General features: G+C 73.5%; 28 protein-coding genes, 1 tRNA gene and 9 pseudogenes. 16 read left to right on the forward strand and 22 right to left on the reverse strand.

Annotation, left to right across the window (positions count from 1 at the left end; genetic code table 11):
• Positions 1-7: 7 nt before the first annotated feature.
• On the reverse strand, positions 8-484 hold the full coding sequence (locus tag U6N30_RS06715) for a flagellin N-terminal helical domain-containing protein (protein WP_324276659.1): 477 nt from the start codon (positions 482-484) through the stop codon (positions 8-10).
• 156 nt (positions 485-640) lie between these two features.
• Positions 641-713: transfer RNA gene (locus U6N30_RS06720), tRNA-Arg, on the reverse strand.
• 203 nt (positions 714-916) lie between these two features.
• Here U6N30_RS06720 and U6N30_RS35310 point away from each other — a divergent pair.
• The 3 genes and pseudogenes from U6N30_RS35310 to ettA all read left to right on the forward strand — a co-directional run.
• Positions 917-1,072, forward strand: a pseudogene (locus U6N30_RS35310) (single-stranded DNA-binding protein); the annotation flags it as partial.
• A gap of 74 nt (positions 1,073-1,146) precedes the next feature.
• Positions 1,147-1,896 (forward strand): ATP-binding cassette domain-containing protein, encoded by a 750-nt coding sequence (locus U6N30_RS35315; protein ID WP_479690580.1) that lies wholly within the window; start codon positions 1,147-1,149, stop codon positions 1,894-1,896.
• Entirely contained in the window at positions 1,896-3,206 is a 1,311-nt protein-coding gene (ettA, locus tag U6N30_RS06730; RefSeq protein ID WP_479690581.1) for an energy-dependent translational throttle protein EttA, read from the forward strand. Before U6N30_RS35315 ends, ettA begins: the two co-directional genes overlap by 1 nt.
• Here the strand turns inward: ettA and U6N30_RS06735 are convergent.
• The gene (locus U6N30_RS06735; protein ID WP_324276661.1) at positions 3,193-3,717 is read right to left on the reverse strand and encodes a protein-tyrosine phosphatase family protein; all 525 of its coding nucleotides are present in this window, start codon (positions 3,715-3,717) and stop codon (positions 3,193-3,195) included. The genes ettA and U6N30_RS06735 overlap by 14 nt on opposite strands.
• A gap of 100 nt (positions 3,718-3,817) precedes the next feature.
• Between U6N30_RS06735 and U6N30_RS06740 the strand changes: the two genes are divergently transcribed.
• The gene (locus tag U6N30_RS06740; RefSeq protein ID WP_324276662.1) at positions 3,818-4,225 is read left to right on the forward strand and encodes an acyl-CoA thioesterase; all 408 of its coding nucleotides are present in this window, start codon (positions 3,818-3,820) and stop codon (positions 4,223-4,225) included.
• A gap of 150 nt (positions 4,226-4,375) precedes the next feature.
• On the opposite strand, the gene U6N30_RS06745 is transcribed toward U6N30_RS06740, so the two are convergent.
• From U6N30_RS06745 to U6N30_RS06790, 11 genes and pseudogenes are all read right to left on the reverse strand, one after another.
• Positions 4,376-4,816: a biotin transporter BioY gene (locus tag U6N30_RS06745; protein ID WP_324276663.1), complete on the reverse strand. Its 441-nt coding sequence runs from the start codon at positions 4,814-4,816 to the stop codon at positions 4,376-4,378.
• Positions 4,817-5,067: 251 nt separating this feature from the next.
• On the reverse strand, positions 5,068-5,739 hold the full coding sequence (locus tag U6N30_RS06750; protein ID WP_324278190.1) for an alpha-amylase family glycosyl hydrolase: 672 nt from the start codon (positions 5,737-5,739) through the stop codon (positions 5,068-5,070).
• A 41-nt stretch (positions 5,740-5,780) separates the two neighbouring features.
• Positions 5,781-6,443: pseudogene (locus tag U6N30_RS06755) on the reverse strand (alpha-amylase family glycosyl hydrolase); the annotation flags it as partial.
• A 79-nt stretch (positions 6,444-6,522) separates the two neighbouring features.
• A pseudogene (locus U6N30_RS35320) lies at positions 6,523-6,639 on the reverse strand (hypothetical protein); the annotation flags it as partial.
• Positions 6,640-6,647: 8 nt separating this feature from the next.
• Positions 6,648-7,151, reverse strand: a complete 504-nt coding sequence (locus U6N30_RS06760; protein ID WP_324276664.1) for a globin — start codon at positions 7,149-7,151, stop codon at positions 6,648-6,650.
• 426 nt (positions 7,152-7,577) lie between these two features.
• Positions 7,578-7,721: a hypothetical protein gene (locus U6N30_RS06765; protein ID WP_324278659.1), complete on the reverse strand. Its 144-nt coding sequence runs from the start codon at positions 7,719-7,721 to the stop codon at positions 7,578-7,580.
• 80 nt (positions 7,722-7,801) lie between these two features.
• A pseudogene (locus U6N30_RS06770) lies at positions 7,802-8,131 on the reverse strand (MFS transporter); the annotation flags it as partial.
• A 314-nt stretch (positions 8,132-8,445) separates the two neighbouring features.
• Positions 8,446-9,450 (reverse strand): mechanosensitive ion channel family protein, encoded by a 1,005-nt coding sequence (locus U6N30_RS06775; RefSeq protein ID WP_324278191.1) that lies wholly within the window; start codon positions 9,448-9,450, stop codon positions 8,446-8,448.
• 126 nt (positions 9,451-9,576) lie between these two features.
• Positions 9,577-10,377 carry a prolyl oligopeptidase family serine peptidase gene (locus tag U6N30_RS06780; RefSeq protein WP_324276665.1) on the reverse strand — a complete coding sequence of 267 codons (801 nt, stop codon included), beginning with the start codon at positions 10,375-10,377 and terminating at the stop codon, positions 9,577-9,579.
• 113 nt (positions 10,378-10,490) lie between these two features.
• Positions 10,491-11,204: pseudogene (locus U6N30_RS06785) on the reverse strand (hypothetical protein); the annotation flags it as partial.
• Positions 11,123-11,788 (reverse strand): annotated as a pseudogene (locus U6N30_RS06790) (hypothetical protein); the annotation flags it as partial. The pseudogenes U6N30_RS06785 and U6N30_RS06790, both read right to left, overlap by 82 nt.
• A gap of 2 nt (positions 11,789-11,790) precedes the next feature.
• Here U6N30_RS06790 and U6N30_RS06795 point away from each other — a divergent pair.
• The 8 genes and pseudogenes from U6N30_RS06795 to U6N30_RS06830 all read left to right on the forward strand — a co-directional run bounded on the left by U6N30_RS06795 (position 11,791) and on the right by U6N30_RS06830 (position 17,603).
• Positions 11,791-12,327: an HNH endonuclease gene (locus U6N30_RS06795; protein ID WP_324276666.1), complete on the forward strand. Its 537-nt coding sequence runs from the start codon at positions 11,791-11,793 to the stop codon at positions 12,325-12,327.
• 22 nt (positions 12,328-12,349) lie between these two features.
• Entirely contained in the window at positions 12,350-13,213 is an 864-nt protein-coding gene (locus tag U6N30_RS06800) for an SCO6745 family protein (RefSeq protein WP_324276667.1), read from the forward strand.
• A 464-nt stretch (positions 13,214-13,677) separates the two neighbouring features.
• Complete coding sequence (locus tag U6N30_RS06805; protein WP_324276668.1) at positions 13,678-14,259, forward strand: hypothetical protein; 582 nt, start codon at positions 13,678-13,680, stop codon at positions 14,257-14,259.
• Between the two features lie 53 nt (positions 14,260-14,312).
• The gene (locus U6N30_RS06810) at positions 14,313-14,525 is read left to right on the forward strand and encodes a hypothetical protein (protein WP_324276669.1); all 213 of its coding nucleotides are present in this window, start codon (positions 14,313-14,315) and stop codon (positions 14,523-14,525) included.
• A 234-nt stretch (positions 14,526-14,759) separates the two neighbouring features.
• Positions 14,760-15,203 (forward strand): class F sortase, encoded by a 444-nt coding sequence (locus U6N30_RS06815; protein WP_324276670.1) that lies wholly within the window; start codon positions 14,760-14,762, stop codon positions 15,201-15,203.
• A 108-nt stretch (positions 15,204-15,311) separates the two neighbouring features.
• Positions 15,312-16,684 (forward strand): annotated as a pseudogene (locus U6N30_RS06820) (amidase).
• Positions 16,685-16,714: 30 nt separating this feature from the next.
• The gene (gene ctaJ / locus U6N30_RS06825) at positions 16,715-17,089 is read left to right on the forward strand and encodes an aa3-type cytochrome oxidase subunit CtaJ (RefSeq protein ID WP_324276671.1); all 375 of its coding nucleotides are present in this window, start codon (positions 16,715-16,717) and stop codon (positions 17,087-17,089) included.
• A 43-nt stretch (positions 17,090-17,132) separates the two neighbouring features.
• Positions 17,133-17,603 carry a DUF5130 family protein gene (locus tag U6N30_RS06830; RefSeq protein WP_324276672.1) on the forward strand — a complete coding sequence of 157 codons (471 nt, stop codon included), beginning with the start codon at positions 17,133-17,135 and terminating at the stop codon, positions 17,601-17,603.
• A gap of 246 nt (positions 17,604-17,849) precedes the next feature.
• Here the strand turns inward: U6N30_RS06830 and U6N30_RS06835 are convergent, their stop codons facing one another.
• The 3 genes and pseudogenes from U6N30_RS06835 to U6N30_RS06845 form a co-directional block, all read right to left on the reverse strand.
• Positions 17,850-18,089 (reverse strand): hypothetical protein, encoded by a 240-nt coding sequence (locus tag U6N30_RS06835; RefSeq protein ID WP_324276673.1) that lies wholly within the window; start codon positions 18,087-18,089, stop codon positions 17,850-17,852.
• An 11-nt stretch (positions 18,090-18,100) separates the two neighbouring features.
• Complete coding sequence (gene pepN, locus U6N30_RS06840; RefSeq protein WP_324278192.1) at positions 18,101-19,975, reverse strand: aminopeptidase N; 1,875 nt, start codon at positions 19,973-19,975, stop codon at positions 18,101-18,103.
• Positions 19,873-20,427, reverse strand: a pseudogene (locus U6N30_RS06845) (gluzincin family metallopeptidase); the annotation flags it as partial. The pseudogene U6N30_RS06845 and the gene pepN, both read right to left, overlap by 103 nt.
• Before the next feature lie 122 nt (positions 20,428-20,549).
• On the opposite strand from U6N30_RS06845, the gene U6N30_RS06850 reads away from it, so the two are divergent.
• Entirely contained in the window at positions 20,550-21,215 is a 666-nt protein-coding gene (locus tag U6N30_RS06850) for a mycothiol-dependent nitroreductase Rv2466c family protein (RefSeq protein WP_324276674.1), read from the forward strand.
• Positions 21,216-21,224: 9 nt separating this feature from the next.
• On the opposite strand, the gene U6N30_RS06855 is transcribed toward U6N30_RS06850, so the two are convergent.
• A complete protein-coding gene (locus U6N30_RS06855) occupies positions 21,225-22,124 on the reverse strand; it encodes an MFS transporter (protein WP_324276675.1) in 900 nt (299 codons plus the stop codon).
• Positions 22,088-22,882, reverse strand: coding sequence for an MFS transporter (locus U6N30_RS06860; RefSeq protein ID WP_324276676.1), 795 nt, complete (start codon positions 22,880-22,882; stop codon positions 22,088-22,090). Before U6N30_RS06860 ends, U6N30_RS06855 begins: the two co-directional genes overlap by 37 nt.
• A 279-nt stretch (positions 22,883-23,161) precedes the next feature.
• Here U6N30_RS06860 and U6N30_RS06865 point away from each other — a divergent pair, with 279 nt between their 5' ends.
• Positions 23,162-23,923 (forward strand): SDR family oxidoreductase, encoded by a 762-nt coding sequence (locus U6N30_RS06865; RefSeq protein ID WP_324276677.1) that lies wholly within the window; start codon positions 23,162-23,164, stop codon positions 23,921-23,923.
• 18 nt (positions 23,924-23,941) lie between these two features.
• On the opposite strand, the gene U6N30_RS06870 is transcribed toward U6N30_RS06865, so the two are convergent.
• Positions 23,942-24,607, reverse strand: coding sequence for a DUF429 domain-containing protein (locus tag U6N30_RS06870; RefSeq protein WP_324276678.1), 666 nt, complete (start codon positions 24,605-24,607; stop codon positions 23,942-23,944).
• 26 nt (positions 24,608-24,633) lie between these two features.
• Here U6N30_RS06870 and U6N30_RS33515 point away from each other — a divergent pair, with 26 nt between their 5' ends.
• Entirely contained in the window at positions 24,634-24,798 is a 165-nt protein-coding gene (locus tag U6N30_RS33515; RefSeq protein WP_422678040.1) for an RpiB/LacA/LacB family sugar-phosphate isomerase, read from the forward strand.
• Positions 24,795-25,112 (forward strand): RpiB/LacA/LacB family sugar-phosphate isomerase, encoded by a 318-nt coding sequence (locus U6N30_RS06875; protein ID WP_422678041.1) that lies wholly within the window; start codon positions 24,795-24,797, stop codon positions 25,110-25,112. Before U6N30_RS33515 ends, U6N30_RS06875 begins: the two co-directional genes overlap by 4 nt.
• Here the strand turns inward: U6N30_RS06875 and U6N30_RS06880 are convergent.
• Positions 25,057-26,073: a sterol carrier protein domain-containing protein gene (locus U6N30_RS06880; RefSeq protein ID WP_324278193.1), complete on the reverse strand. Its 1,017-nt coding sequence runs from the start codon at positions 26,071-26,073 to the stop codon at positions 25,057-25,059. The two genes, U6N30_RS06875 and U6N30_RS06880, sit on opposite strands and share 56 nt — an antisense overlap.
• Positions 26,074-26,114: 41 nt before the next feature.
• Positions 26,115-26,360, reverse strand: a pseudogene (locus U6N30_RS06885) (GNAT family N-acetyltransferase); the annotation flags it as partial.
• Positions 26,361-26,596: the final 236 nt, after the last annotated feature.

Consider the following 26,596-nt stretch of genomic DNA (forward strand, 5'->3'; position numbering starts at 1 on the left):
CCGAGGGTCACCGAGATGGTGTCGCCACGGTCGGGCCCGACCTGGAACGTGCCGGTGTAGGTCCCGTCCAGCAGGGGGTGCCGTTGAACGTCGTGACGACGGCGATGCGTGTCAGCTCGCTCTTCAGCTGATCCAGCTCCTCCTGGATCGCGGCTGTGGCGTCGCCGTCCAGGCCGCCGTCGTTGGCAGCCTGGACGGCGAGGTCGCGCATGCGCTGGAGGACCGACGTCGTCTCGCGTAGCGCGCCCTCGGCGATCTGCACGACGCCGACGGCGTCCCGGCTGTTGCGCGCGGCCTGACGGATCCCGCCGACCTGGGAGCGCAGCCCCTCCGAGATGGCCAGTCCCGCTGCGTCGTCGGCCGCCCGGTTGATCCGGAGACCGGAGGCCAGGCGCTCGAGCGTCGTGCCCACCCGGGTGCTGGTCAGCGACAGGTGGCGGTGGGCGCTCATCCCCGCGATGTCGGAGACGACGCGCAGACCCACAGGTGCTCCTCGTGGATCGGTCGACGGGTGGGTCAGCGGTGAACGGTGGTGCACCAGTGGTTACGGCCAGCGATGGGCGCAGTTGAGCCGAATCCCCTGACCTGCGGCTTTCCGTACGGGGTGGGAACGGACCCGGCCGGTCGTGCCGGCGATGAGCGCGCCCGGCAGGGATCGAACCTGCGACCAAGTGCTTAGAAGGCACCTGCTCTATCCACTGAGCTACGGGCGCTCGGCTGCCGATCATCGCATCGGCGGTGTCCGGAACGCGATCGCCGCCGCCGGGGTCATGCGGCGGGGTGGGCGTCCACAGGGCGGGACGCCGTCCACAGATCGCACGACGGGCTCCACCCGGCGGTCGGCCGACACCACGCTCGGTGCACATCGGCACGTCGCCGGTCGCGCCGTCCGGCGCCGCATCCCCAGAGGAGCACCGTGAACGCCACCGAGATCACCGTCATCGGCAACGTCGTCACCTCGCCCACCCGGAAGCGCACCCAGAACGGGAGCGTCACCAACTTCCGCGTCGCGGCCACCGAGCGCCGCTTCGACAGCGCCACGGAGGGCTGGATCGACGGACACTCCTTCTTCGTCGACGTGGAGTGCTGGGGCGAGCTGGGCGGCAACGTCTCGCACAGCATCAGCAAGGGGATCCGGTCGTCGTCGTGGGCGCGATCCGGACCCACGAGTGGGAGTCGGAGCAGGGTCGTCGCAGCCGGCCGCAGATCAAGGCGGAGGCGGTCGGCCCCAACCTGGTGCGCGGCGTCGCCGACTTCCGGAAGGCCGCGCGCCCGTCGGCAGCCGGCTCGGACGGGGCGACGGCGCCGACCGGCCCGCCGGAGGAGACGCCGGAGGAGACGGAAGGACTGGTCGAGGGCAGGGACTACGAGGACGGGGGCGCGACGTTGGACGAGGAGACCCCGCCGACTACTCCCGGGAGCCCGCGCACGTCTAGTTGCCCGGGCTGGGAGGATCGGAGGCGAGAACGTACGGGGTGGGGCCGCGAACGGCGGCCCCACCCCCGCTCGCACGACGACGGAAGGCTCCGAAGCCCAGTGGCTCAGTACATCTACACGATGGTCCGCGCGCGCAAGGCGCACGGCGACAAGGTGATCCTCGACAACGTCACCCTGTCGTTCCTGCCCGGCGCCAAGATCGGTGTCGTCGGCCCCAATGGTGCCGGCAAGTCGACCGTGCTCCAGATCATGGCCGGGATGCAGCAGCCCTCGAACGGTGAGGCGACGCTCGCGCCCGAGGCGACGGTCGGCATCCTGCTCCAGGAGCCGCCGCTCAACGAGAACCTCGACGTCCGCGGCAACGTGGAGGAGGCGGTGAAGCCCCTCCGGGATGCGCTGACCCGCTTCGAGGAGGTCAGCGCGGCGATGGGGAGCCCGACGCCGACTTCGACGCGCTGATGGCCGAGCAGGGCGAGCTGATGGAGGTCATCGAGAACCAGGACGGCTGGGAGCTCGACGCCCGCATCGAGCAGGCCATGGACGCCCTGCGCTGCCCGCCCGGCGACGCCGACGTCACGGTGCTGTCCGGCGGTGAGCGCCGGCGCGTCGCGCTGTGCAGGCTGCTGCTCGAGGCGCCCGACCTGCTGCTGCTCGACGAGCCCACGAACCACCTCGACGCCGAGAGCGTGGCGTGGCTGGAGCAGCACCTGGAGAAGTACGCCGGCACCGTCGTCGCCGTCACGCACGACCGGTACTTCCTCGACAACGTGGCCCAGTGGATCCTCGAGCTCGACCGCGGCCGCGCGTACCCGTACGAGGGCAACTACTCCACGTACCTCGAGACCAAGGCCGCCCGCCTGCAGGTCGAAGGGGCCAAGGACGCCAAGCGCGCCAAGCGGCTCAAGGACGAGCTCGAGTGGGTCCGCTCGGGCGCCAAGGCGCGTCAGGCCAAGAGCAAGGCGCGGCTCGCCCGGTACGAGGAGATGGCCGCGGAGGCGGACAAGTTCCGCAAGCTGGACTTCGAGGAGATCCAGATCCCGCCGGGCCCGCGCCTGGGCAGCGTCGTCGTCGAGACCAACAAGCTCACCAAGGGCTTCGGCGACCGCGTGCTGATCGACGAGCTGTCGTTCACCCTGCCGCGCAACGGCATCGTGGGCGTCGTCGGCCCCAACGGCGTCGGCAAGACCACGCTGTTCAAGATGCTGGTCGGCGAGGAGAAGGCCGACGACGGCGAGATCAAGGTCGGCGAGACGGTCAAGCTTTCCTACGTCGAGCAGAACCGCAGCGGCATCGACCCGAAGAAGACGCTGTGGGAGGTCGTCTCCGACGGCCTCGACCACATCAAGGTGGGCAACGTCGAGATGCCCTCACGCGCCTACATCGCGGCGTTCGGGTTCAAGGGCCCGGACCAGCAGAAGCCGGCGGGCGTGCTGTCCGGTGGAGAGCGGAACAGGCTCAACCTCGCGTTGACCCTCAAGCAGGGCGGCAACCTGCTGCTGCTCGACGAGCCGACCAACGACCTGGACACCGAGACGCTGACCAGCCTCGAGGGCGCCCTGCTGGAGTTCCCCGGCTGTGCCGTCGTGGTCAGCCACGACCGGTGGTTCCTCGACCGCGTGGCGACGCACATCCTGGCCTACGAGGGCGAGTCCAAGTGGTTCTGGTTCGAGGGCAACTTCCAGGACTACGAGAAGAACAAGATCGAGCGGCTCGGCCAGGAGGCGACCCGGCCGCACCGGGCGACCTACCGCAAGCTCAGCCGCGACTGAGGCCCTCGTCGGAGGCTCGGCCCGCGCGTGCGAGGGCGGAGGGGAGGAGGGTCCTGTCACCCGCTGCCCCCACACCAGGCAGGCTCGACGCGGGGCCCTGCAGCGGGGCCTGTGCGTTCTCCGCGAACCGGAGCACGAACCGGCGCTGGCGCCTGGTCTCGACCGCCCGCGGCCGGTAGTGGCGGCGGACGAACGCGACCGCCTCCTCCGCGGGCACGCCGTCCAGCACGGCCAGGCAGGCCAGCGCCGTGCCGGTGCGCCCCGTGCCACCGCGGCAGGCGATCTCCACGCGCTCGCCCGAGGCACGCTCCCAGGCGATCCGCAGCGCCTCGCGCAGATCCGTCGCGTCGGCCGGCAGCCCGAAGTCCCGCCAGCGCACCCAGCGCTGGTCCCAGGCCGTCACGGGTGGCCGCCGGCCCAGCAGGTAGACGCCGTGCTCGGGCAGCTGCTGCGGCGGCGGCTCCCGGAGGCCCCGTCCCAGCACCCGGCGCCCCGAGGGCAGGGTGAGCACCCCGCCACCTCCACAGCCCAGGCGTCGCCCATCGGGTCACGGTAGGGCGTCCGCGGGGCCCGGGTGCGCGCCCGCCCCGCGGTACGGCAGGGTGGCCGGCGTGAGACACACGGTGCACGTGCCGATGCGCTGGTCGGACATGGACGCCTACCAGCACATCAACAACGTGGCCTTCCTCGGCTACTTCGAGATGGCCCGCGTCAACCTGTTCTTCGAGCACCCGACCCATGACGAGAAGACCGGCATGCGGCGCGGCCTGGTCGTCCACTCGCACGAGATCGCCTACAAGCGGTCGGTGGTCTACGACGCCGATCCGCTGGAGATCCAGGTCTGGGTCGACACCATCCGGGCAGCGTCCTTCCGCTGCCACTACGAGCTCTTCGACCACGGACGCCTGGCCGTCACCGGCAGCACCGTGCTGGTGCCCTTCGACTTCGCGCTCGAGCGGCCCCGGCGGATCACGCCGGAGGAGAAAGCCTTCCTGCTGCGCTACGCCGACGAGCCCTGATCGCCGACGATCATGAAGCTGGCGGGCCGACACGCCGGGTCGCACCGGAGAGTCGCCACCGAGAGTTCATGATCGTCGGCGGGACCCGGCCCGTGAAACGCATCGACCCCCTGGCGCCGGGGCGCCAGGGGGTCGGAGAGCGTGCGATCGTCAGCCGCGGCGGGTGAGCTTCCACGCCGTTCCGAGCACGGCCGCGGCGACGGCGGCCTTCACGATCCCGCCCAGGATGAACGGGTAGAAGCCCGCGTCCAGGGCCTGGCTCGCCGACAGGTCAGCGCTCAGGGCCAGCCACGGCACGCCCACCGCGAAGATGACCGCCTGGCCGGCGATGAACAGCGGCACGGCCTTCAGTGGGTTGCGGTCGACGCCGTGCTTGGCGGCCAGACCGATCAGGAACGCGGCCGGGATGAAGCCCACCACGTAGCCGCCGGTCGCCCCGAAGACGACGTCGACACCGCCGCTGGCGTCGGAGTAGAACGGGAGCCCGACCAGCGCGGCCAGCATGTAGACCACCTGGACCGCCACCCCGCGGGCCGGGCCGAGCGCGGCGGCGGTGAGCACCACGGCCAGCGTCTGACCGGTGATCGGCACGGGGAGCCCGGCACCGGCACCGCCACCTGCGCCAGCAGCGCTGTGAACAGCACGCCGAGCGCCACGAGACCAGCGGTGCGGGCACGCACGGCCGGGACGAGGTCGGCGAGGACGAGCGGGCGCGACGGCAGCGCGGGCATCGAGGCGGTGGCCACGGAACCTCCTGGAACGGCGGGTGGGGCGCCGAGGGCGCCGCTGATCACCGGAGAGTCTGCCCTACCGCTTTCGCGGGTCGAGCCGGGGTCACGCCGTCAGCCAGACCGCGGCGTCGACCGGCAGGGTGCCGTCGCCGCACTCCGCGCTGGACAGCAGCACCCGTCCCTCCGGCAGGGGCACCGCGGCGCCGGAGAGATTGACCAGGCAGAGCAGCCCGCCGCTGCGCCGGAACGCGAGACAACCCTCGGGGGCCGGGGCCCACGCCAGGCTCTCGTCGCCGAACACCCCCGACGTCCGGCGCAGCTCCAGCGCAGTTCGGTACAGCGACTGCATCGACGACGGATCCTGCGTCTGGGCTTCCGCGGTGAGCCGTTCCCAGCCGCTCGGCATCGGCAGCCAGGTGTCCGCCCGCGAGGAGAACCCGTACGGGGCTCCGCCCCCGACCACGGCACCGGGATCCGGCAGGCGTCGCGCCCCCGCTCGGTGCGACCCGACCGCTCCCAGATGGGGTCCTGCAGCACGTGATCGGGCAGGTCGGCGTCGGGCATGCCCAGTTCGTCGCCGTTGTAGAGGTAGGCGGCCCCCGGCAGGGCGAGCTGCAGCAGGGCGGCGGCCCGGGCTCGCCGCAGGCCCAGCTCCCCGTCGCCGTAGCGCGTGACGTGCCTCGGCCGGTCGTGGTTGGACAGCACCCAGCACGCCGGGGCGGGGTCCCCTCGACCGCGGCCAGGGAGTCCGTGACCGCCTGCCGCAGTGCGTCGGCGTCCCACTCCGCGGTGAGCAGCTTGAAGTTGAAGGCGAGCTGCAGCTCGTCCTCCCGCAGGTACTGCGCGAGCCGGACGTCGTCGGACACCCAGACCTCGCCGACGGCCATGGTCCCGGGATACCGGTCGAGGACCGCGCGGATGCGCCGGTGCACCACGTGGACGCCGTCCTGGTCGAAGCGGTGGTCGCCGGGGCCGTGGTCGGCGAGCAGCCCGGTGTCGTCCATCGGCACCATGTCCGGCAGCCCGTCGGGCTTGGCCATCCCGTGCGCGACGTCGATCCGGAAGCCGTCGACGCCCCGGTCCAGCCAGAACCGCATCGTCTCCTCGAGGTCGGCGACGACCTCGGCGTTCGCGAAGTTCAGGTCCGGCTGCTCGGGCGCGAAGATGTGCAGGTACCACTGCCCGTCGGCCGTCCGCGTCCACGCCGGTCCGCCGAAGACCGACGGCCAGTTGTTCGGCGGCTCGCTGCCGTCGACCCCGCGCCCGTCCCGGAACAGGTAGCGGGCGCGCTCCGGCGACCCCGGACCCGCGGCCAGCGCCGCCTGGAACCACTCGTGGTCGTGCGAGCTGTGGTTGGGCACTAAGTCGATGGTCACCCGCAGGCCCAGGGCGTGCGCCTCGGTGACGAGCAGGTCGAACTCCGCGAGATCGCCGAAGACCGGCTCCACGTCCCGCGGGTCGGCCACGTCGTAGCCGTGGTCGGCCATGGGCGAGGGTAGAACGGCGTGATCCAGAGCGCGTCCACCCCAGGCCGGCCAGGTAGGGGAGTCGCGAACGGATCCCGGCCAGATCGCCGACGCCGTCGCCGTTGCCGTCGGCGAAGCTGCGTACGTAGATCTGGTAGTAGACCGCGTCGCGCCACCAGTCGGTGGACGGCACACGGGCAGACGGCTCCGGGGACACCGGGCTCCTCAGCGAAAGGACCCCTCCTCCCCACCGCTCGCACGCTCGCGGCGGTGCCCGGGAGGGGCCGGACGGACGTTGCTAGGGGAGAGGTCGCCGGCCGCGTCGTCGGGGAACCGGTTCTGCATGCTGCGTGCCGCCATCTCCAGGTAACCCCAGAGCGTGGCGTCCTGCTCGGCGGTCAGGTCGAGGGAGTCGACGGCGGCGCGCATGTGCCGCAGCCACGCATCCCGCTCCACCGGGCCGATCGCGAAGGGCGCGTGCCGCATCCGCAGCCGGGGGTGGCCGCGCTGCTGGGAGTACGTCGTCGGGCCGCCCCAGTACTGCTCCAGGAAGGCGCGGAGCCGCAGCTCGGCGCCTTCCCAGTCGTCCTGCGGGTACAGCGGTGCGAGCACCGGGTCGGTGCGCACGGCCGCGTAGAAGCGGGCGACCAGCGTGCTGAAGGTCGGGGCGCCGCCGACCTCGTCGTAGAAGGTGCGCGCCGAGGGGAGGGACCGGCTCGACTCGCTCATGCCGTCGATGGTCCCTCACCGGCGGGGCGGCCGCCACGGAGCCCTGGGTGCGGCGGAACGCCACGAGCATCGGGGCGACGGCGACCAGCCCCACCGCTCCGGCGAGAGCGACGGCACCGCCGGCCGAGACGCCCTCGGCGGCGAGGCCGGCGCCCAGGGCCCCGAGACCCTGCACCCCGTAGAGGCCGCTCACGGCGACCCCGAACGCGCGGCCCCGGAAGGAGGCCGGCACGGCCTGGACGAAGGAGACGTTGAGCGGGATGAGCCACGCCGCGCCGATCCCGGAGACGAAGAGCAGCCCGATCACGAGGCCGAAGGGCAGGCTGCCCGCGCCGAGCACCACACCGACGACGCCGGCGAGCACCACCGGGACCAGCGACAGCACCACCAGCGGCACCACCAGCCGCTCCCGCCGCTCGGGTGCGATCAGCCGGGCGACCACCAACCCCCGATGGCCACGCCGAGCGGGTTGGCCGCCAGCAGCACACCCAGGCCTGCGGCGCCCTGGCCGAGCTCGTCGGCCCAGGGCGCGGCCACGCCCTCGGCGGCGTAGCCGAACAGCGTCGCCACCCACAGGACGCCGACGATCGCCAGCAGGCGGGGGAGCGGCGGATCAGCCGCAGACCGTCGCCGGTGTCGCGCAGCAGTGACCGCCGCGCGGCGCCGGACCCGTTCGACGGCGCCGGGCGCCGCTGCAGCCCGGCCCAGAGCCACACCGCCGACACCGCGAAGGTGACGGCGTCGATGAGCAGCGCGGCCGACGGGCTCAGCACCGCGACGAGCGCTCCGGCGGCCAGGAAGCCGACCACCTGGGCCAGCTGCAGGGTGATGTTCGTGAGCGAGGTGGCGACGGCGTACCGGTCGCCGTCCAGGACGTCGGCCATGAGCGCCGAGCGCGCGGACTCGAACGGTGGTGATCCCAGCGAGACGAGGAAGAGCAGCGCGAGCATGGCCGGCAGCGGCATGCCCGGAAGCGCCATGCAGGCCAGGAGTACCGCCCGCGCGGCGTCGGTGACGATGAGCACCTGGTGGCGGGGAGCCGGTCGGCGAAGGCGGACAGGAGCGGACCGCCCAGCAGCCACGGCAGGTAGCCGATCGCGAAGGTCAGCGCCGAGAGCAGCGGGGACTCGGTGCGCTGGTAGACGAGCACCGTCAGAGCCACGCGGGCCAGCTCGTCGCCGGCGGTGGAGAGCAGGAAGGTCCCGAACAGCGGCCGGAACTCCCGGACGGCGAAGACCTCGCGGAACGTGGCCTGCCGCAACGGCGTGCCGACGGGGAGGTCCCTCCGGCGCGGTCAGCGGGGCCCCGCCGCGGTGCCGGACATCCCCGTCAGCAGTGGCAGGGGCGTGCGGATGCCCTCGGCGACGAACCGCTCCTTGAGCCGCATCCGCAGCTCACGGCCGACCCGCCACTGGTCGGCGTTGGTGGCACGGACCATCAGCCGCAGGAACACGCCCTCCGAGGTGATCTGCTCGACGCCGAGGGACTCGGGCTCGGCCAGCAGCACCGGCGCCCACTCGTCCTCGACGTACATGGCGTCGGCGACCTCCTGCATGATCGTCCGCGCGCGCTCGAGGTCGGTGTCGTGCGCGACCGGCATGTCGACGACGACCTGGGCGAAGCCCTGGCTCTTGTTGCCCACGCGCAGGATCTCGCCGTTGCGGACGTACCAGACCACCCCGTTGATGTCCCGCAGCCTGGTGATGCGCAGTCCGACCGCCTCGACGGTGCCGCTCGCCTCGCCGAGATCGACGACGTCGCCGACCCCGTACTGGTCCTCGAGGATGATGCCGATCCCGGCGATGAAGTCCTTGATCAGGTTCTGCGCCCCGAACCCCAGGGCGACGCCGACGACGCCGGCGCTGGCCACGATCGGCGCGAGGTTGATGCCGAGCTCGCCGAGGACCAGGACGACGGCGATCCCGAGGATCACGATGGAGGCGAAGCTGCCCAGCACCGAGCCGATGGCCTCGGCGCGCTGCGTGCGTCGCTCGGTGATCTGGCCCTCGACGTCGGCCTCGACGACCCGGTTGCGCAGCGGTCGCAGGATCGTCGGTACCGCCCCGGTGGCGGTGCGGTCGGTGAGCCGCCGGATGGCGCGGTGCGCCAGCGCCCGGGCGACGGTGGCCAGCACCACGACCAGCAGGATCCGCGCGGGCGTCGCCACCAGCACGCGGGCGTTCTCGGCCAGCCAGTCCAGCCCGAACCAGTCGAACAGCTTCTGGCAGAGCCAGTAGTCCGCGCAGTCGGGCATGACCGCGGAGTCGTCCGCCGCCAGCACTGATAGTGATCGACTCATCACCGGAAATCCTTCCAGGTGAGCGGCCCGATGTCAGCGAGATGTGCGTCGCGTCCTACCGAAGGATCAGACCGGTGTGCTCGGCGAGGAACGCCAGCTGGTCCGCCGCCAGCCCCACCGTGCGGCTCACCGCCCGCGCACCGTGGCCCACGGAGGTCTCCCGGCGCAGCACGATCGGCGCCCGGGACGACGTGGCGTGCTGCATCGCGGCGGCCAGTTTGCGGCCGTGCAGGGGTGCACCCGGGTGTCGGACTCGAACGTGGTGAACAGCGTGGCCGGGTACGCCGTCCCCTCGCGGACCGCGTGGTACGGCGAGTAGCCGAGCAGCCAGCCGAGCTCGGTGGGGTCCTCGGCCGTGCCGTACTCGTCGTTCCAGGTGCGGCCCAGCCCGAAGAGCTCGTACCGCACCATGTCCAGCAGCGGAGCGCTGCAGACGGCCGCCGCGGCCAGCTCCGGTCGCTGGGTCACGGTCGCCCCGACGAGCAGGCCACCGTTGGATCCGCCGAAGATCCCGAGCTGGCGGTGCGTCGTCCACCCGTCGGCCACGAGGTGCTCGGCCGCGGCAGCGAAGTCGTCGAAGACGTTCTGCTTGCGCTCGCGCATCCCGGCCCGGTGCCACTCCTCGCCGTGCTCGGAGCCGCCGCGCAGGTTGGCCACCGCCCACACTCCGCCCGCGGCGACCCAGGACAGGGCCTGGGCGCTGTAGGCAGGGGTGACCGAGACGTTGAAGCCCCCGTACCCGTAGAGCACCGTCGACCGGGGGACGTCGGGGGTTCCGCTTCCTGAGAGGACGAAGAGGTGGACCGGGGTCCCGTCGGCCGACCTCGCGTGCGTCTCGACGACGGTGAGCTCCGGCACCTCGCCAGCGACCGCGGCCTGCTCCCAGTCCTCCAGGGTCGTCGGCGAGGCGGCGTCCCAGCGCAACACCGACGGCGGTGTCGCGTAGTCGGTGTAGCCGACCCAGGCCGTGCCGCCCCCTCGGGCGGGGAGCTGACGCCGGCGATGCTGCCCGCGCCCAGCCCGGTGACGTCGGCCAGCCGGCCGGATCCGTCCCCGGCCCACACCGAGAGCCGGTCGGTCGCGTCGACGGCGTGGACGGCGAGCACCTGCAGGGAGCCGTCGGGGGCGTCGACCAGCGCCACGTCGGAGAGCACGGCGTCGGGGAGTTCGGGGACGACGTCCTGCCAGCTGTCGGGCGCCCAGGTCGCCGGGTCCGCCGGGTCGGCGACCGCCAGCCGCCAGCGCGGGGTGCCCCGGTCCGACATGAGCCACAGCCGGCCGTCGCGGGCCACCCAGGCGGCCGTCTGCGCGTCGACGCCGACCTGCAGGTCACGCAGCTCCCCGCTCCCGCTCAGGTCCGCGACCCAGACGTCGTCGCGCGGAGCGGTGCCGGCCGAGCCCGAGACCACGAGCCAGCGGCCGTCGCGGCTGGCGTGCACGCCGAAGTAGGTGGTGGGGTCGCTGCCCTCGCCGTGCACCAGGACGTCGGTGTCCGCGGGAGCTCCGACCCGGTGCCGCCAGACGCGGCGGTGGAACTGCTCCTCGCCGGCCGGCACCTGGTCGGGGGCGAGCCGCCGGACGTAGAACAGCTCCTCGCCACCGGGCAGCCACGCCACGGGGAGTAGCGGCAGCGGTCGATCGGCCCGTCGAGGAGCTCGCCGGTGGTCACGTCCAGCACGTGCAGGCGGGACTCCTCGTCCCCTCCGGTGGAGAGCTGGTAGGCCAGCCGGTCGCCCTCCCACGAGGCCGACCACGCGTCGAGCGTCGTCGTCCCCTCCGGGTCCAGCGCCATCGGGTCGACCAGCACGCGCACCGTCCCGTCGGCCTCCCGCACCCGCAGGACGGCGTGCTCCTGGCCCGGGTCCCGGCGGGTCGAGAAGGCCCGCCCGCCGCGCCAGACGGGAACGCCGACGGCGCCGGAGCGGACCAGCGCCTCCAGGCGGGTGGCGAACTCCGGGCGCATCGGCAGGGAGGGGAGCAGCTCGCCGGCGACGGCGTCCTGCGCCTCGCTCCAGGCCCGGGTCCGCGGGTCGGTGTCGTCCTCGAGCCAGCGGTAGGGATCGGCGACGCGGTGTCCGTGCAGGTCCTCGACGAGGTCGAGCCGGGGGCCTCGGGGTAGCGCATCGCACCCACGGTAGTGGCCGGTCGGGGCCTCCGAGCCGGGCGACGGGGAAATCCAGCAGCGCCGAACGGCCGTTCTCAGGTCAGAATGGGGCAGCCCCGCGGGTCTCGGAGCCACCGGCGGTCCCGGGCGTCCGGAGGTGATCCGTGCCGCGTTCCGCGCCGGGGTCGTCGACGGCGGGTCATCCAGGCCCGCGCCGCGACCCCCACCGTCCATCGGTGCTGCCTGTCCCGTCGCCGGGGACGACGAGCGCCACGCTGCTGCTCAACGCCACCTACGAGCCCCTGTGCGTGGTGTCCAGCCGGCGGGCCATCGTGCTCGTCCTGGCGGAGAAGGCCGAGCCGGTCGACTCCGCGGCGGACGTCGTGCACGCCGAGCGCGTCAGCCTCCCCGTGCCGGTCGTCGTCCGGTTGACCAGGTACGTGCGCGTGCCCTATCCGGCGTCGGTGCCGCTGTCCCGGCGCGCGGTCTTCACCCGCGACGGGCAGACGTGCGTGTACTGCGGCGGGTCGGCCACGAGCATCGACCACGTGGTGCCCCGCAGCCGGGGCGGGACGCACACCTGGGACAACGTGGTCGCCGCCTGCCGCCGGTGCAACCACACCAAGGCCGACCGGTCGCTGGCCGAGATGGGCTGGGCGCTGCCGCACCCGCCGCGCACGCCCAGCGGGGCGGCATGGCGGCTCCTGGGCACGCGGTCGGTCGACCCGCGCTGGCGTGACTGGCTCGGCGTGCCCGAGAGCGTGAGCGCATGACGAAGGACCCCCGGGAGGACCGGTGACGTCTCCGGGGACGGCCCGCGTGCTGTGGACGCTCGCGGAACCGTTCCACGCGCTGACCTACTTCGCTCAGGAGTGCCGCGACGCCGCCGAGCAGGTGGGCCTGCGCGGCTTCTGGAACGGCTACTTCGCCCTGCGCGCCGCCCCGCTCGGCGCCGTCGGACCGGAGCTCGTCTCGGCGGTCTTCTACAACTTCGCGCCGGCCTTCGTCGCCCGCCGGGTTCCCGGGATCTGGGCGGACACCTCCCCGGCCGCGGCGCTGGAGGCACGGCTGGCCGGCGTCGACGCGGCGGTCCGCCGGGTGCTCGGCGACGAGTGGATCGCCTCCGCCGAGGCCGCCGAGGCGATGGAGCTGGCGGCCACCGCGGCCGCTGCCGTCGACCTGCCGGGACGGCCGCTGGCCGCCGCCAACACCGCGGTGGAGGTGCCCGGCGAGCCGCATCTGGTGCTCTGGCAGGCGCTCACCACCCTCCGGGAGCACCGCGGCGACGGGCACTCGGTGGCGCTCGTCCAGCGGGAGGTCGACGGCGTGACCGCCCACGTGCTCGCCGCGGCCGCCGGGCGGTCGGACCGGGAGTGGCTGATGCGGGCCCGCGGCTGGGACGACGAGGCCTGGGAGCGGGCGGTCGCCGGCCTGGTCGAGCGGCGCTGGCTGGACGAGGACGAGCTGACCGCGGAGGGCCTGGCCATGGTGGCGGCCATCGAGGCCGACACCGACCGGCTCGCGCTGGATCCGTGGCAGGCCCTCGGCGACGCCGGCTGCGACCGGCTGGCCGAGCTCCTCACGCCGGTGCGCCGCGCGGTGGTCGCGGCCGGTGACTGGCCGGTGGGCAATCCCATCGGCGCCCCGGAGCCGATCTGAGCGGGGAGCTGCGCGCAGCGACAACTGACAGCTGCCGCGTTCCGCGATCATCAACTGTTGCGCCGGGAAACGCCGAGGTCAATACGGCCATCGCGGCCTGTGGTCGCCGCCCTCCCCAGACTGAGGGGCGTCGCCGTGTCGCGACCCCGCACGCCCTTTCGAGACGCCTACGTTCCCGCCCATCGGCGCGACGGGCGCCACCGTCGGAAGGGCGCCTCCCCGCATGGTCAACCGCAGCATGCCCCGCGTGGGAGCCGTCGCCCTCGCGGCCGCAGCCGTCGTCGCCCTCTGGGCGCCCAGCGCCTCTGCCGCTCCGGCCGTGACGATCCCCTCGACCCGGCGCAGGTGGAGCTGAGCCTCCGGCCGCACGAGAACGTCGGCCGGATCGACCTCACGAGCCCCTCCTCGACCGCCGCCGGGACCGTCACCGTGATGGAGCACAACTGGGGGCGACCTCGCGGCTGGTGCTGCCACCCGAGATCTCCGGCAGCGGGCTGGTCGTCTCCCTCGGGCTCGCCCCGGCCACCGGTGCGGCCCCCACGCGCACCTACTCGAGCGCGAGCGCCGTGCCCGCGGACCAGCTCGTCGTCAACGACCTCGGGAGCGGGACGTACGAGATCGAGATGCCGGCCCACGACGCCGCCAACGACGCCTGGGGCCGGCTCGGCTTCACCGGGCTCGCGTCCACCGCCGGAGCCGGGTTCACCTACGTCGAGCCGCTCGCCTACCAGCTGCACTTCAACGGCAGCGGCGGCATCATCCAGTACCACACGCCCGAGCTGATCGCCGTCGTGCCGAACCTCTGCGCCTCCGCCCCGGCGGCGCGGTGCGCCGTTCCGTCCGGCAGGCCGTTCTCCCTCACCGTGCCCCACACCTCGCGGCTGCGGACCCTCAGCCTGGCCGGCCTCGACTCGTCGAGCTACGCCGTGCAGGCCCTCGACGCCGACGGAGCCCCGACCGGCACTCCGGTGCTCTTCGCGGACGCAGGGCTGACGATCGAGATCATCAGCGCCGACCACGCGAAGGTCACCTCGGAAGTGGCCTGACGGCCGGCGCCTACCGGCTGACCGTCGTCGACGGCGCCGAGGTCCACGGCGGCATGTGGCCGTCCTACCGGGCGGCGATCATCGGCATGGACCTCCAGGTGGGCAACGCGGGCCTGCGGTCCGACACCGGCTGGGACGAGTCGCGGGAGCAGTCCGCTGCCGGCGTCTCCCCGCTCGTGGGCATCGGCGGCGGCATGCTGCTCGTCGCCGGCCTCGGCACCGCGCTGGTGCTCCGCCCGCGCCGCCGGACCGCCGTCGCGGGCTGACGTTGTCCCGACCGACTCGCCCGACCCGGCGCACGGCGGCCCTCTCGGGGTCGCCGTGCTCGGGCTCAGCGGCGCGATCGTCCTCGGGGTGGGGTTGTCGACCGGCCAGGAGCCGGCCGCACGGGGCGCGACGCCGTCCGCCACGGCGCAGGTGACCGAAGCCCCGGGGCGGCCCCGCCGTCCGCTCCGCCGCCGACATCGACCCCGACCGCGCGGCACACGCCGTCGTCCGCGGTGCACCTGGTGATCCCGTCGGTGGGCCTGGAGCTGCCGCTGCTCGGGCTGACGCCCCGTGGCGGGGTGATCGACCCGCCGCTGCTGACCGCCGGCTACTGGATCGAGCCGTACGGGGCGCCGGTCGGATCGCCCGAGCAGGCCGACAACACGCTCTACGTCGCCGCGCACTCCGCCGGCGACGGCGACGACGGCTTCGACCCGCTCCTGACCGCCGACCACGGTGCGGTCGCCCTCGCGGCCGGCGACGCGGTCGAGGTGCGCACGCCCGACGGCACGGTGACGTACACGGTCGAGCGCACGCAGCGGTACGGCAAGCGCGCGCTCGCCGGTGCCGCGGAGGTGTGGGAGGCGTCGCCGGGGCGGCTGGTGCTGATCACCTGCTTCCAGCGGGCCGACGGGCGCACCCCGACGGAGAACCTGGTGGTCTTCGCCGAGTCCTGACCCACGGGTGGCCGCCTCGCGCCCGTCGCGCAGTACTACTTTCGCTGCGTGACGCAGCTGCACGACCTGACCGCGCTCGAGCAGGCCGCGGCCGTCCGGTCCGGAGAGGTGAGCCCGACCGAGCTCGTCGAGCACGCGCTGGACCGCATCGAGGCGCTCGACCCGGGCCTCGGGGCGTTCCTCACCGTGACGCCGGACCGGGCGCTGGAGGCCGCACGCCGCGCGGAGTCGCTGCTCCGGCGGGGCGGTGAACTGCCGCCGCTGCTCGGCGTCCCGACGGCGATCAAGGACCTGAACAACACCGCCGGCGTCCGGACGACGTTCGGCTCCGCGGTCATGGCGGACTTCGTCCCGACCACCGACGACGCCGTCGTCACCAAGCTGGCCGCGGCGGGGACGATCAGCGTCGGCAAGACGAACACCCCGGAGTTCGGCTTCCCTGCTACACCGACAACGAGCTGGCCGGGCCGGCGCGCTGCGCCTGGGACCCGTCCCGGCTGGCGGGTGGCTCCAGCGGCGGCACGGCCGTGGCGGTCGCGGCCGGGATGGTGCCCTTCGCCCAGGGCAGCGACGGCGGTGGTTCCATCCGCATCCCGGCGTCGGTCAACGGCATCTACGGGATCAAGCCCAGCCGCGGGCGGATCAGCAACGCACCGTTCGGCACCGACGTCACCGGCCTCGGCACCAACGGACCACTGGCACGCACCGTGCGGGACGCCGCGGCGATGCTCGACGCCATGGCCGGGCCGGTGCTCGGCGACCACGGCTGGGCGCCGCCCCTGCCGCCCGGGAAGACCTTCCTGGCCGCGGCGGAGCGCGAACCGGGGCGCCTGCGGATCGGCCGGTACCTCGAGTCGCCCATGCCCGACGTCGTCCTGGACCCGGAGGTCAGCGCGGCCTTCGAGGATGCGTCGGCGCTGCTCGCCGGCCTGGGGCACGAGGTCGTGGACGTGCCCACGGGGCTGCTCGGTGCCGACGTCCTGCCGTCCTTCGAGCAGGTGTGGGCGCTGTCCGGGACGCTGCTGCCGGTTTCCCCGGAGCGGGTCGGCGACCTGCGGCCGCTGACCCGCTGGCTGCGGGCGCGCGGGCTGGCCATGTCCGCGCGGGACGCGATGGAGTCGATGAGCGCGCTCCGGCTCTTCTCCCGCCGGTTCCTCCAGGCGACCGCCGAGTACGACGTCCTCCTGGCGCCGGTCTGCACGATGACGCCCCGGCCGCTGGGCTGGTTCGACACCGACGGCGACGCCGCGGAGGACTTCGAGCGGCAGAAGCGCTACGCCGCCTTCACCGCCCTCTTCAACGTGACCGGGCAGCCGGCCGCGAGCGTTCCGCTGTCCTGGACCGGCGACGGGCTGCCGGTCGGCAGCATGCTCGTCGGGCGCCCGACCGACGAGGTGACGGTGCTCGCGCTGTCCGCCCAGCTGGAGGCCGCGCGCCCCTGGGCGCACCGGCACCCCGCGTCGTGGGAGCGGAACGGCTGAACCGTCCACCGGGCCGGTAAGTTGTCGCGCGTGAACACCGTCGAGGTCCTTCTCGTGCTCGTCGGCATCCCGCTGGCCGTCATCGCGGTGCTGGCGCTGCTGACCCTGCCCGGTGGGCGCAAGCGCCTCCGGTACAAGCCCGGCCAGTCCTGGGACCACGCGCCGGTCTGGTACGAGCCGCACCCGGAGAACGGCGGATCGGAAGGCCATGGGCCGGCCCCGGCGCACGGCCCCGCGGCCGTTCCGGGAAGCTCGACGTCGGCCCTGGGCTCCTCGATGTACCCGGAGCAGGCCGAGGAGCGGAACCTCGACACGCATGACGGCGGCACCGGGTCGCACGCCGCATCCCTCGGGTACCCCTCGGTGGACGCGGGCCCGCTCGGCGGCGCCCGCGGGACCTGGTGACCACGATGACCCACGCCACGACGACTGTCCCGGGAGGACGGCGATGACCAGCGCCCTGGAGACCGGGTCGCACGACACGGCGACGACCCAGACGGCTCCGGCCCGGACGGACGAGTCGGAGCAGGCCGCACTCGACGCGATCTTCTCCTTCCAGGAGCTGGCGCGGCTGGACGAGGCGCTGACCATGTCCTCCCGCGAGACCGGGCTGCGCTTCACCCTCTACATCGGCGACCTGGGTCCGCGCACCCGCGTCCAGGCCGAGGAGATGCACTCCCGCTCCGGCCCCGACCCGACCGACGCGGTGCTCATCGCGGTGTCGCCCGGCCAGAAGGTGGTCGAGGTGGTCACCGGCGCGGGCGCGGCGCGCCGGCTGCCCGATCGGGCGTGCGCGCTCGCCGTCCTGTCGATGACGACGTCCTTCGCCGCGGGCGACCTCGTGGGCGGCATCGTCAACGGGCTCCGGCAGCTGTCGGACCAGGCCGGGCACCCGGCCGCCCTGCGCCGCCCGCACTGAGCGGCCCCGCTGCAGGTTGAAACACCCCCTGCCCCCACCGCTCGCAGGCTCGCGGCGGGGCCCTGCAGGGGCCGGTGGGGGCAGTGGGGTCCTTCCGCCGATCGGCGCTGAGCCGCTGCCCATGTCCCGATCGGGGAGCCTCCGGCCCCCGCGATCGAGCCACAACCATGGGTTCACCTCACAACCGTGGGCCCACCGGACGACGACGGCGCCGCACCCATCCGGGTGCGGCGCCTTCGTCGTCCGTCAGAGGTTCGCGTCGGCGTCCCGTTCGCGGGCGCGCAGCGCCCGGGCGATCCCGTCGCGGCCCTCGGAGACCAGCCGGCGCAGCGGGGCGGGCTGCTCGGCGTCGGCCAGCCAGGTGTCGGCGGCGGCGATGGTGCGGGGCTCGACGATCGGCGGGAACAGGTACTGCACCGCGTTCTTCGCGATCTCGCCCGGGCGCCGCTCCCACATCGGACCGATCTCGGCGAAGTACCGGTCCACGTAGCCGGCCGTCAGCTCCCGCTGGGCGGGTGCCAGAAGCCCTGCAGGAGCGCCTCGTGCACGGCGTTGGGCACCTGCTCGTCGTGGAAGGCCCGCTGCCAGGTGTCCTCCTTGGACTCCGCCGTCGGGCGCAGCGCCCGGGCCGTCGCCGCCCGCCGGACGCCGGTCGCGGTGGCATCCCGCTCGGCCTCGGCGTCGATCTCGGCATCCCCGGCGGCGCCGATCGCGACCAGCCCGGAGAGGAACGCCCAGCGAGCGTCGGCGTCGACCTCCAGACCCTCCACGGTGCGGGAGCCGTCGAGCAGCCCGCGCAGCACATCGGCGTGCTCCTCGCTCCGGGCGGCGCTGGCCAGGGTGCGTGACCACTGCAGCTGCATGTCGCTGCCGGCGGGCGCCGTCCCGAGCGCGCTCACGGCGTGGTCGGCCAGGGCGGTCCAGCCGGTGGGCGCCCAGGTCGGGTCGGCGTAGGAGGAGAGCGCCGTCTGCACCCGGCCCAGCAGCGCCTGGACGACGCTGATCTCGGTCTCCGCGTCGACGCCGGCGAGCACCAGCTGCACCCACTCGCGCGCGGGCAGCTCGGCGTCCCGGGCCATGTCCCAGGCGGCCGACCAGCACAGTGCGCGCGCCAGCGGGTCGGGCATGGCGCCGATCCGCGTACGCAGCGTGCCCAGGGACCGCTCGTCCAGCCGCAGCTTGGCGTAGGTGAGGTCGTCGTCGTTGACCAGCACCAGGTCCGCCGCCGGGTGCCCCACCAGCTCGGGGACCTCGGTGCGTGCGCCGGCCACGTCCAGCTCCACCCGGTCGGTGCGGGTGAGGCCCTCGGGGCCCTCGCTGTAGAGGCCCACCGCGAGCCGGTGGTTGCGCAGCACCGGGTGCTCGGCGACCGCCGTCTGCTCGATCGCGAAGCTCTCGTACCGGCCGTCACCGGTCAGCTCGAAGACCGGCCGGAGGGTGTTGACCTGGCTGGTCCTGAGCCACTGCTCGACCCACTCGCCGAGGTCGCGGCCGGAGCTCTCCTCCAGGGGGCGAGCAGGTCGGCCAGCGTGGTGTTGCCGAACTCGTGCTTGCGGAAGTAGCGGCGCACCCCGCGAGGAACTCTTCGCGGCCGACGTAGGCCACCAGCTGCTTGAGCACCGGGCGCCCTTGGCGTAGGTGATGCCGTCGAAGTTGACCTCGACCGCGGCGACGTCGGGGATGTCGGCGGCGATCGGGTGCGTCGACGGGAGCTGGTCCTGCGCGTACGCCCACGCCTTCTCGGTGTTGGCGAACGTCGTCCACGCGGTCGTGTACTCGGTCGCCTCGGCCTGGCACAGGGTGCTGATGTAGGTGGCGAAGGACTCGTTGAGCCAGAGGTCGTCCCACCAGCGCATCGTCACGAGGTCGCCGAACCACATGTGGCCGAGCTCGTGCAGGATCGTCTCGGCCCGCCGCTCGTACCGGGCGCGGGTGGCCTTCGAGCGGAAGACGTAGTCCTCGAGGAACGTCACCGCACCGGCGTTCTCCATGGCCCCGGCGTTGAACTCGGGGACGAAGAGCTGGTCGTACTTGTCGAACGGGTACGGGTAGTCGAACACCCGGTGGTAGTAGTCGAACCCCTGCTTGGTGACGCGGAACAGCTCGTCGGCGTCGAGGTGCTTGGCCAGCGAGGCGCGGCAGTACAGGCCGAGGGGATGCCCTCGTGGGAATCGGTGACCTTGGCGTACGGCCCGGCGATCAGCGCGACCAGGTAGGTCGAGATGCGCTTGGTGGGCTCGAAGTGCGCCAGCTGCGAACCAGCGGGGCCGGCCTCGATGGTTCGCCCGCCGGTGTTCGAGACGACCTGCCAGTCGAACGGCGCGACGACGTGCATCGTGAAGGTCGCCTTGAGGTCGGGCTGGTCGAAGCAGGCGAACATGCGCTTGGCGTCGGCCGGCTCGAACTGGGTGTAGAGGTAGACCTGCCCGTCCTCGGGGTCGAGGAAGCGGTGCAGACCCTCGCCCGAGTTGGAGTACGGGCAGTCGGCGGTGACGACGAGGGTGTTCTGCTCGGCCAGTCCGGGCAGCGGCAGGCCACCGGCCTCGGTGTAGGTGCTGATGTCCAGCTCGACGCCGTTGAGGACCGCCGAGTGCACGGTCTCGGCGACGAGGTCGATGAACGTGTCGGCGCCGGCCCGCGCGGCGGTGAACTCGACAGTCGTCACCGACCTGAAGGTGCGCTCACCGGGATGGCCGTGACCGTCGGTCACGTCGAGGAAGAGGTCGTAGCTCTGCACGGCGAGGAGCTCGGCGCGGGCAGCGGCATCGGTGCGGGTCAGGTTGGGAGCAGCCACACCCGGGAGCTTCCCATGCCGGGACGACACGTCGTCCGGCGCTCCACCGCCCTGGGAGCACCCCTCCGGGAACAAGCCGGCGACGATCGGTATTGGGACGGGGAGCAGGCGCGGTGAGAGCGGCCGCCCGACCGACCCTGAGGAGATCGAGCATGACCGAGGCAGTGCAGAGCGCCCCCACGAAGGCGCGCGTGGACTTCTGGTTCGACCCGCTGTGCCCGTGGGCCTGGCTCACCAGCCGATGGGTGCTCGAGGCGGCCAAGGTCCGCGACATCGACCTGCACTGGCACGTGATGTCCCTCGCCGTCCTCAACCGCGGGCGGGACCTGCCCGAGGACTACCGGGACATGATGGACAAGGCGTGGGGCCCGGTGCGGGTGGCGATCGCCGCCGCCCAGCAGCACGGCGACGACGTCCTCGGCGATCTCTACACCGCCATGGGCACCCTCCGGCACCACGAGGGAGTGGAGCTCGACGAGCTGGTCGGCCCCGCGCTCGAGCGGGTGGGGCTGCCGGCGTCGCTCGCCGAGGCCGCGACCTCGACCGACTACGACGAGGCGCTGGAGAAGAGCCACCACGAGGGCATGGACCCGGTCGGCGACGACGTCGGCACCCCGGTCATGCACATCGACGGCGTGGCCTTCTTCGGACCGGTGATCAGCAGGGTGCCGACCGGCGAGGACGCCGGCAAGGCGTTCGACGGCGCCGTCCTGCTGGCCAACCTCCCCGACTTCTGGGAGCTCAAGCGCACCCGGCTCGACGGACCCGACATGGACTCCGTGCCGGCCGACAGCCTGGCGATCACGACCCGCGGGTGAGCCCCGGGCTCAGGTGACGCCCCGGCTGCCCGGGGCGTCCACCTCCGGGTCGCCGACCTCGGGGCCGGCCCGGTCGGTCGACGGGGGCCCCACCTGGGCCGGGATGGCCGGCGGCGCCGTCGGTGTCGCCGGCGGTCCAGCCGCCCCCGGCGTGACGTCGGTGGCGAGCTCCTCGTGCCCGATGGACAGGCCCACGAGGATGACCACGGTGACGGCGGCCATCATCCACATGGCGACGCCGAAGGCCTCGGACGTGCCGAACGCCTGCGCCTCCAGCGCGGCGGCCGGTCCAGGCGGGGCGCCGGTGGCGGCCAGTGTGGCCGTCCGCTCGCTGATGCCGTTGGCGAACACCGTGCCCAGTACCGCGATGCCCATGGCGCCACCGACCTGCTGCACCGTGTTCAGCACCGCCGAGCCGACGCCGGCGTCCCCGGGGTCGACCCGGCTGACCGCCGTGAGGGTCAGCGGCACGAACAGCAGCCCCATGCCCACCGCCTGGACGACGATCCACGGCAGCAGGTCGGCGGCGTACCCGGCACCGACGTCCATCTGGCCGTAGCCCCACATCGCGAGGACCGAGAGCGCGCCACCGGCACCGGCGATCCAGCGCGGATCCACCCGCGACGCGAGCGTCGAGGCCACCTGCGCGGCGACGACGATGCCCACGGTGAACGGCAGGAACGCGATGCCGGCCTCCAGCGGGCCGTAGCCGAGGACCTGCTGCACGAACAGCGACACGAAGAGGAACATCGCGAAGATCGCTGCGCCGATCACGAGCATGACCCCGAAGCTGACCGCCCGTGTCCGGTCGGCGATGACCCGCATCGGCAGCAGCGCGTGCGGGGAGCGGGCCTCGATCACGAAGAACGCGATCAGCAGCACGAGCCCTGCGACGATCGGCCCGTACACCAGGGTGTCCGACCACTCCTGGGGAGGCCGGTGTCCAGATCGGTCTGGGCCTTGCGGTTGAGGCCGTAGACGACGGCGGCCAGCCCGAGCGTCGCCGTCAGGGCTCCGGGCAGGTCCCAGCGGCCCGGCTGGGGCTCGGACTCGGCCAGGTACCGGGGTGTCAGCACCGCGACCGCGAGGCCGATCGGCACGTTGATCAGCATCGTCCAGCGCCACGAGGCCTCGGTGAGCGCGCCGCCGAGGATGAGCCCCACGGCTGCGCCGGCACCGGACATGGCGGCGTACACGGCGAAGGCCCGGTTCCGCGGTGGGCCGGCCGGGAACGTGGTGGTGATCAGCGCCAGCGCGGTGGGCGAGGCGGCTGCCGCGCCGCCGCCCTGCAGGGCGCGGGCCGCGAGGAGCTGCCACTGCTCCTGGGCGATACCGGCGAGCAACGAGCCGACGGCGAACAGCAGCACGCCGCCGAAGAACACCTTCCGCCGGCCGACGATGTCGCCGAGCCGGCCCCCGAGCAACAGCAGGCCGCCGAAGGCGATGGCGTAGGCGGTGACCACCCAGGTGAGGTCGGCGTCGGTGATGGCCAGCTCGTCCTGGATGCGGGGCAGGGCGATGTTCACCACGGACCCGTCGAGCACCACCATGAGCTGCACGGTGCTGATCAGGACGAGGGCGACCCACAGCGGCCGACCGCCGGGTCCGGTTCCCGGCTCGTCCGCGGGCGGCCGGGGTTCGGGGATGTGCGGGCGAGGAGTGGTCATGGGTGTCCTCCGTGGAGAGCCGGCCCCGTGCTGGTCGAAGAAGGCGGCCCGGGCGACACCGGCCGGACCACGGCCTGAGATCGCGCGGGACGCTAGTCATGGAGACGACGTCGAGGGCGTTTCCGTGACATGCCGGATCCGGTGCTGTCGGCGCGTGCTGCTACGCCGCGACCGCGCCGTCACGAGGGTTCCAAGCATCGGGGACCATGGGCCCCGCTGCCCGCCGGCCGTAGCCGGGCGGCCCGCGGTCACCGCGGTCGCGTGCGGCATGCTGTCGCGGTGCCGAACCCCGTCCGTCAGCGCATCCTGATCACCGGCGCCAGCTCCGGTCTCGGCGAGGGCATGGCTCGCCGGCTCGCCGCCATGGGCCGCGACCTGGCGCTCGTCGCCCGCCGCACCGAGCTGCTCGAGTCGCTGCAGAAGGAGTTGCTCGCCGCGCACCCCGGCATCCGGGTGACGACGGCGGCGCTCGACGTGGACGACCCCGAGGCCGTGGCCCGGGTGATCCCGGCCCTGGCCGACGAGCTCGGCGGCCTCGACCGCGTGATCGTCAACGCCGGCATCGGGAAGGGCGCCTCGATCGGCACCGGCAAGGCGCGGGCCAACCGGGCCACCCTGCTCACCAACGTGCTCGGCTCCCACGCCCAGTGCGAGGCGGCCATGGAGATCTTCCGCGCGCAGGGCGCCGGGCACCTGGTGCTCATCTCCTCGGTCGCCTCCGTGCGCGGGATGCCGGGCACCCGCACGGCGTACGGCGCCAGCAAGGCTGCCCTGAACTCGCTGGCCGAGGGGATCCGCTCCGACGTCTTCGGTTCGCAGATCGTCGTCAGCGCGATCCTGCCCGGCTACATCGAGACCGACATCAACGTCGGCCGTCGCGGCCCGCTCACCGTGGGGCTCGACACGGGCGTGGCCGCGCTCGTCCAGGTGATCGAGCGGGAGCCGGCGCGCGGGTACGTGCCCGAGTGGCCGTGGCGCGCCGTCGCCGCCCTGCTGCGCGTCCTCCCGCTCTCCGTGGTGCGGCGCCTCACCGGCTCCTGAGCGACCCGGATCGGCGCCTCACCAGCAGATCCGCATGGGTCGGCCGCGGCTGTCACGGACACCGTCACCGACGCAGTTGCCCTCGCCGCGGGCCAGACGGGCGGCCGACCAGGCGGCCGCACACGCGTCCAGCGCGTCGATCGCCGGCACACGGGCAGGAGCCGCGAGCAGCGCGTCGTCGACGTCCATGACAGGTCGGAGCGCGGCCAGCCGTTGCGCCAGACCCCGGGCGGTGGCCTTCGGATCGGTCACCGGCGGGCCGAGCGCTCGGAACGCCAGTTCGGGATGGACCTCGTGCACCCGCTCGTCGGGCGGGTCGCCCACGGCGTCGTCGAGGCCCCGGATGGCCGGGACCAGGTTCCACGCCTGCACCGACAGCGCCTTGTCCGAGTGCTCACGGGAGATGCGGCAGGCGTCGGCGTAGTCGGCGGCGGCGAGGACCGGGCGCACGGGAGCGGGGAAGACCGAGCTGCCCGCGCGGCCGAGAAGCCGGCGGGCCTGCACGTCGCACGCGCGGACGCCGTCGTCCGACGGCCCGATGGGCATGTCGATCGCGACCAGCTCGACGCCGGGGACGGCGAGGACGGCGACGACGTCGTCCAGCGCGAGGAGCGTGACCGTCCGGCCCTCGAGACGGGCCCCCACCCAGCGTCCGCGCCAGCCGTCGACACCCAGGACCGCCATCCCGGCAGCCTGTCAGACTTGCCCCCGTGCGCGTCTTCATCGGAACCGATCACGCCGGCCTCGAGTTCAAGGAGCACCTGAAGCAGGCGCTCACCGACGCGGGCCACGAGCCCGTCGACTGCGGCGCGTTCACCTACGACGCCCAGGACGACTACCCGCCCTTCTGCTTCGAGGTGGGGAGCGGACCGTGACCGAGCCGGGCTCGCTCGGCGTCGTCATCGGCGGCTCGGGCAACGGCGAGCAGATCGCGGCGAACAAGGTTCCCGGTGTCCGTGCCGCGCTGGTCTGGAACACCGCCACCGCGCAGCTGGCCCGTCAGCACAACGACGCGAACGTGGTCTCGATCGGCGCCCGGCAGCACACCTCGGAGGAGGCGACGGAGCTGGTGCTGGAGTTCCTGCGCACGGACTTCAGCGGCGACGAGCGGCACGCCCGCCGGATCGGCCTGGTCAGCGACTACGAGCGCGACCGCCACCGCCCGGCCGGCGGCCAGCCCACCACGTGAGTTGATGGAACGGCCCCGCTGCAGGGGCCCGCGCCGAGCGGAGCGAGGCGTGGGGGCAGCGGGGCCTTTCGTCAGAAGTCGTCCGGGCACCAGGGGCGACCGGCCAGCCGAAGGCCGTCGATGCCAGCGTCACCGCGCCGGGGCTGACCTCCGTCACCCGCCCGGCGCCCTGCAGCGTGGCCAGCGACGTCCCGCCCAGGTAGACGGCGGAGAGCTCCTCGATGCCGAGCACGATGTCGGGGTCGCGATCGGTCGGGCCGCAGTAGGCCCCGGCGGGGTGACCGGACAGCCGCCACCGGCCGGTGTTCCACGGGCAGAACGGGTCGCGCACCTCGAAGACCAGGTCGATGGGCGCCGGGTAGCGGCGGGCCGACAGCGCCCGGCCGACGTCGACGACCCGCACCCACAGCGCGTCGACCGGACGGGCGTGCAGTGGCCGCAGGTCGGCGAGCTGGTGCCGGACGGGGTCGTCGTAGGGCTGCTGAGGCGCGTCGATCGTGCGGACCAGGTCGTGCGAGAACAGGTACTGCCACAGGGCGGCGTAGGCGGCCGGCGTCATCGCGCGCACCTCGCCGACGGTGAGCGTCCCCTCCGGCTCGGCGCCGTCGTTCCACCCGGACTTCAGGCGGTAGGTGGCGTAGCCGGTGACCGTGCCGTCGGCCTCGGTGTGCAGCACGTGCTGCCGGGCGGTGGCGCCCTTGCGCTGATCCGGCTCGTCGCGGAGCGTGCGGTCCCACCAGCGCTCGTCGCGGGCGAGGTTGCCGGGCACGAACCGCCGCACCGCGTCGTGCACGCGCTGCGCCGCCGGCCGGAACTCCTCGACGTCCACCAGCCGCACGGTGCCGGTGCCGAGGTCGACGTCGGGGCGGATCCGCAGCCGTTCGGTGCGCCCGGTCCAGCCGCCCTTCCAGGACGCGGTCGCGTAGCCGAACCGGCCGTAGATGGGGCCTCCGCCGCCCAGAGCGCCGCGATCGGCTCACGGCCGGCCTCGTGGACGGCGTCGAGCTGCCGCCGCATGATCGACGTCAGCACACCCCGCCGCCGGTGCGTGGGTGCGACGGTGATCCAGGTGATCCCCGCACAGGGCACCGGTGCGCCGCCCGGCACGCTCATCTCCAGGCTGTAGATGCCGGAGGTGGCGGCCACCCGCTCCCCGTCGAACAACCCGAGGGAGCGGTCCAGCTCGGCGACCGCGGGCGGGGACTCGAACCAGGGGCCGGTCGGGTCGTCCCCGAAGACGGTGACCATCGCCCGCGCGAAGCGCGGCCATTCGTCGGCGGTGACCGGGCGGAGCTGGTCGGTCAGATCGGGCACGGCACCTGTCTACCGGTCGGGTGATACCCGACGCGAACGAGTTGCCGGGCCGCGGGACGCTGTCAGGATGCCCCGCATGGCGGAGGAACGCCCCATCGACTGGTGGGTCAAGCGGCTCGACGCGCTGCTCGACGAGGCCGTCGACGCCGTCGTCACGGGGAGGGCCTGAC

Source organism: Blastococcus brunescens (genome assembly GCF_035320885.1).
Lineage (GTDB): Bacteria > Actinomycetota > Actinomycetes > Mycobacteriales > Geodermatophilaceae > Blastococcus_B > Blastococcus_B brunescens.

Bases quoted from the DNA above. Each gene is read 5' to 3' on its own strand.
- U6N30_RS06760 (WP_324276664.1), bottom strand. From the start codon at position 7,151: ATGAGCGAGTCGAGCCGGTCCCTCCCCTCGGCGCGCACCTTCTACGAC.
- U6N30_RS06850 (WP_324276674.1), top strand. From the start codon at position 20,550: ATGACCGAGGCAGTGCAGAGCGCCCCCACGAAGGCGCGCGTGGACTTC.
- ettA (WP_479690581.1), top strand. From the start codon at position 1,896: ATGGCCGAGCAGGGCGAGCTGATGGAGGTCATCGAGAACCAGGACGGC.
- U6N30_RS06810 (WP_324276669.1), top strand. From the start codon at position 14,313: ATGTGGCCGTCCTACCGGGCGGCGATCATCGGCATGGACCTCCAGGTG.
- U6N30_RS06870 (WP_324276678.1), bottom strand. From the start codon at position 24,607: ATGGCGGTCCTGGGTGTCGACGGCTGGCGCGGACGCTGGGTGGGGGCC.
- U6N30_RS06775 (WP_324278191.1), bottom strand. From the start codon at position 9,450: ATGAGTCGATCACTATCAGTGCTGGCGGCGGACGACTCCGCGGTCATG.
- U6N30_RS06860 (WP_324276676.1), bottom strand. From the start codon at position 22,882: ATGACCACTCCTCGCCCGCACATCCCCGAACCCCGGCCGCCCGCGGAC.
- U6N30_RS06830 (WP_324276672.1), top strand. From the start codon at position 17,133: ATGACCAGCGCCCTGGAGACCGGGTCGCACGACACGGCGACGACCCAG.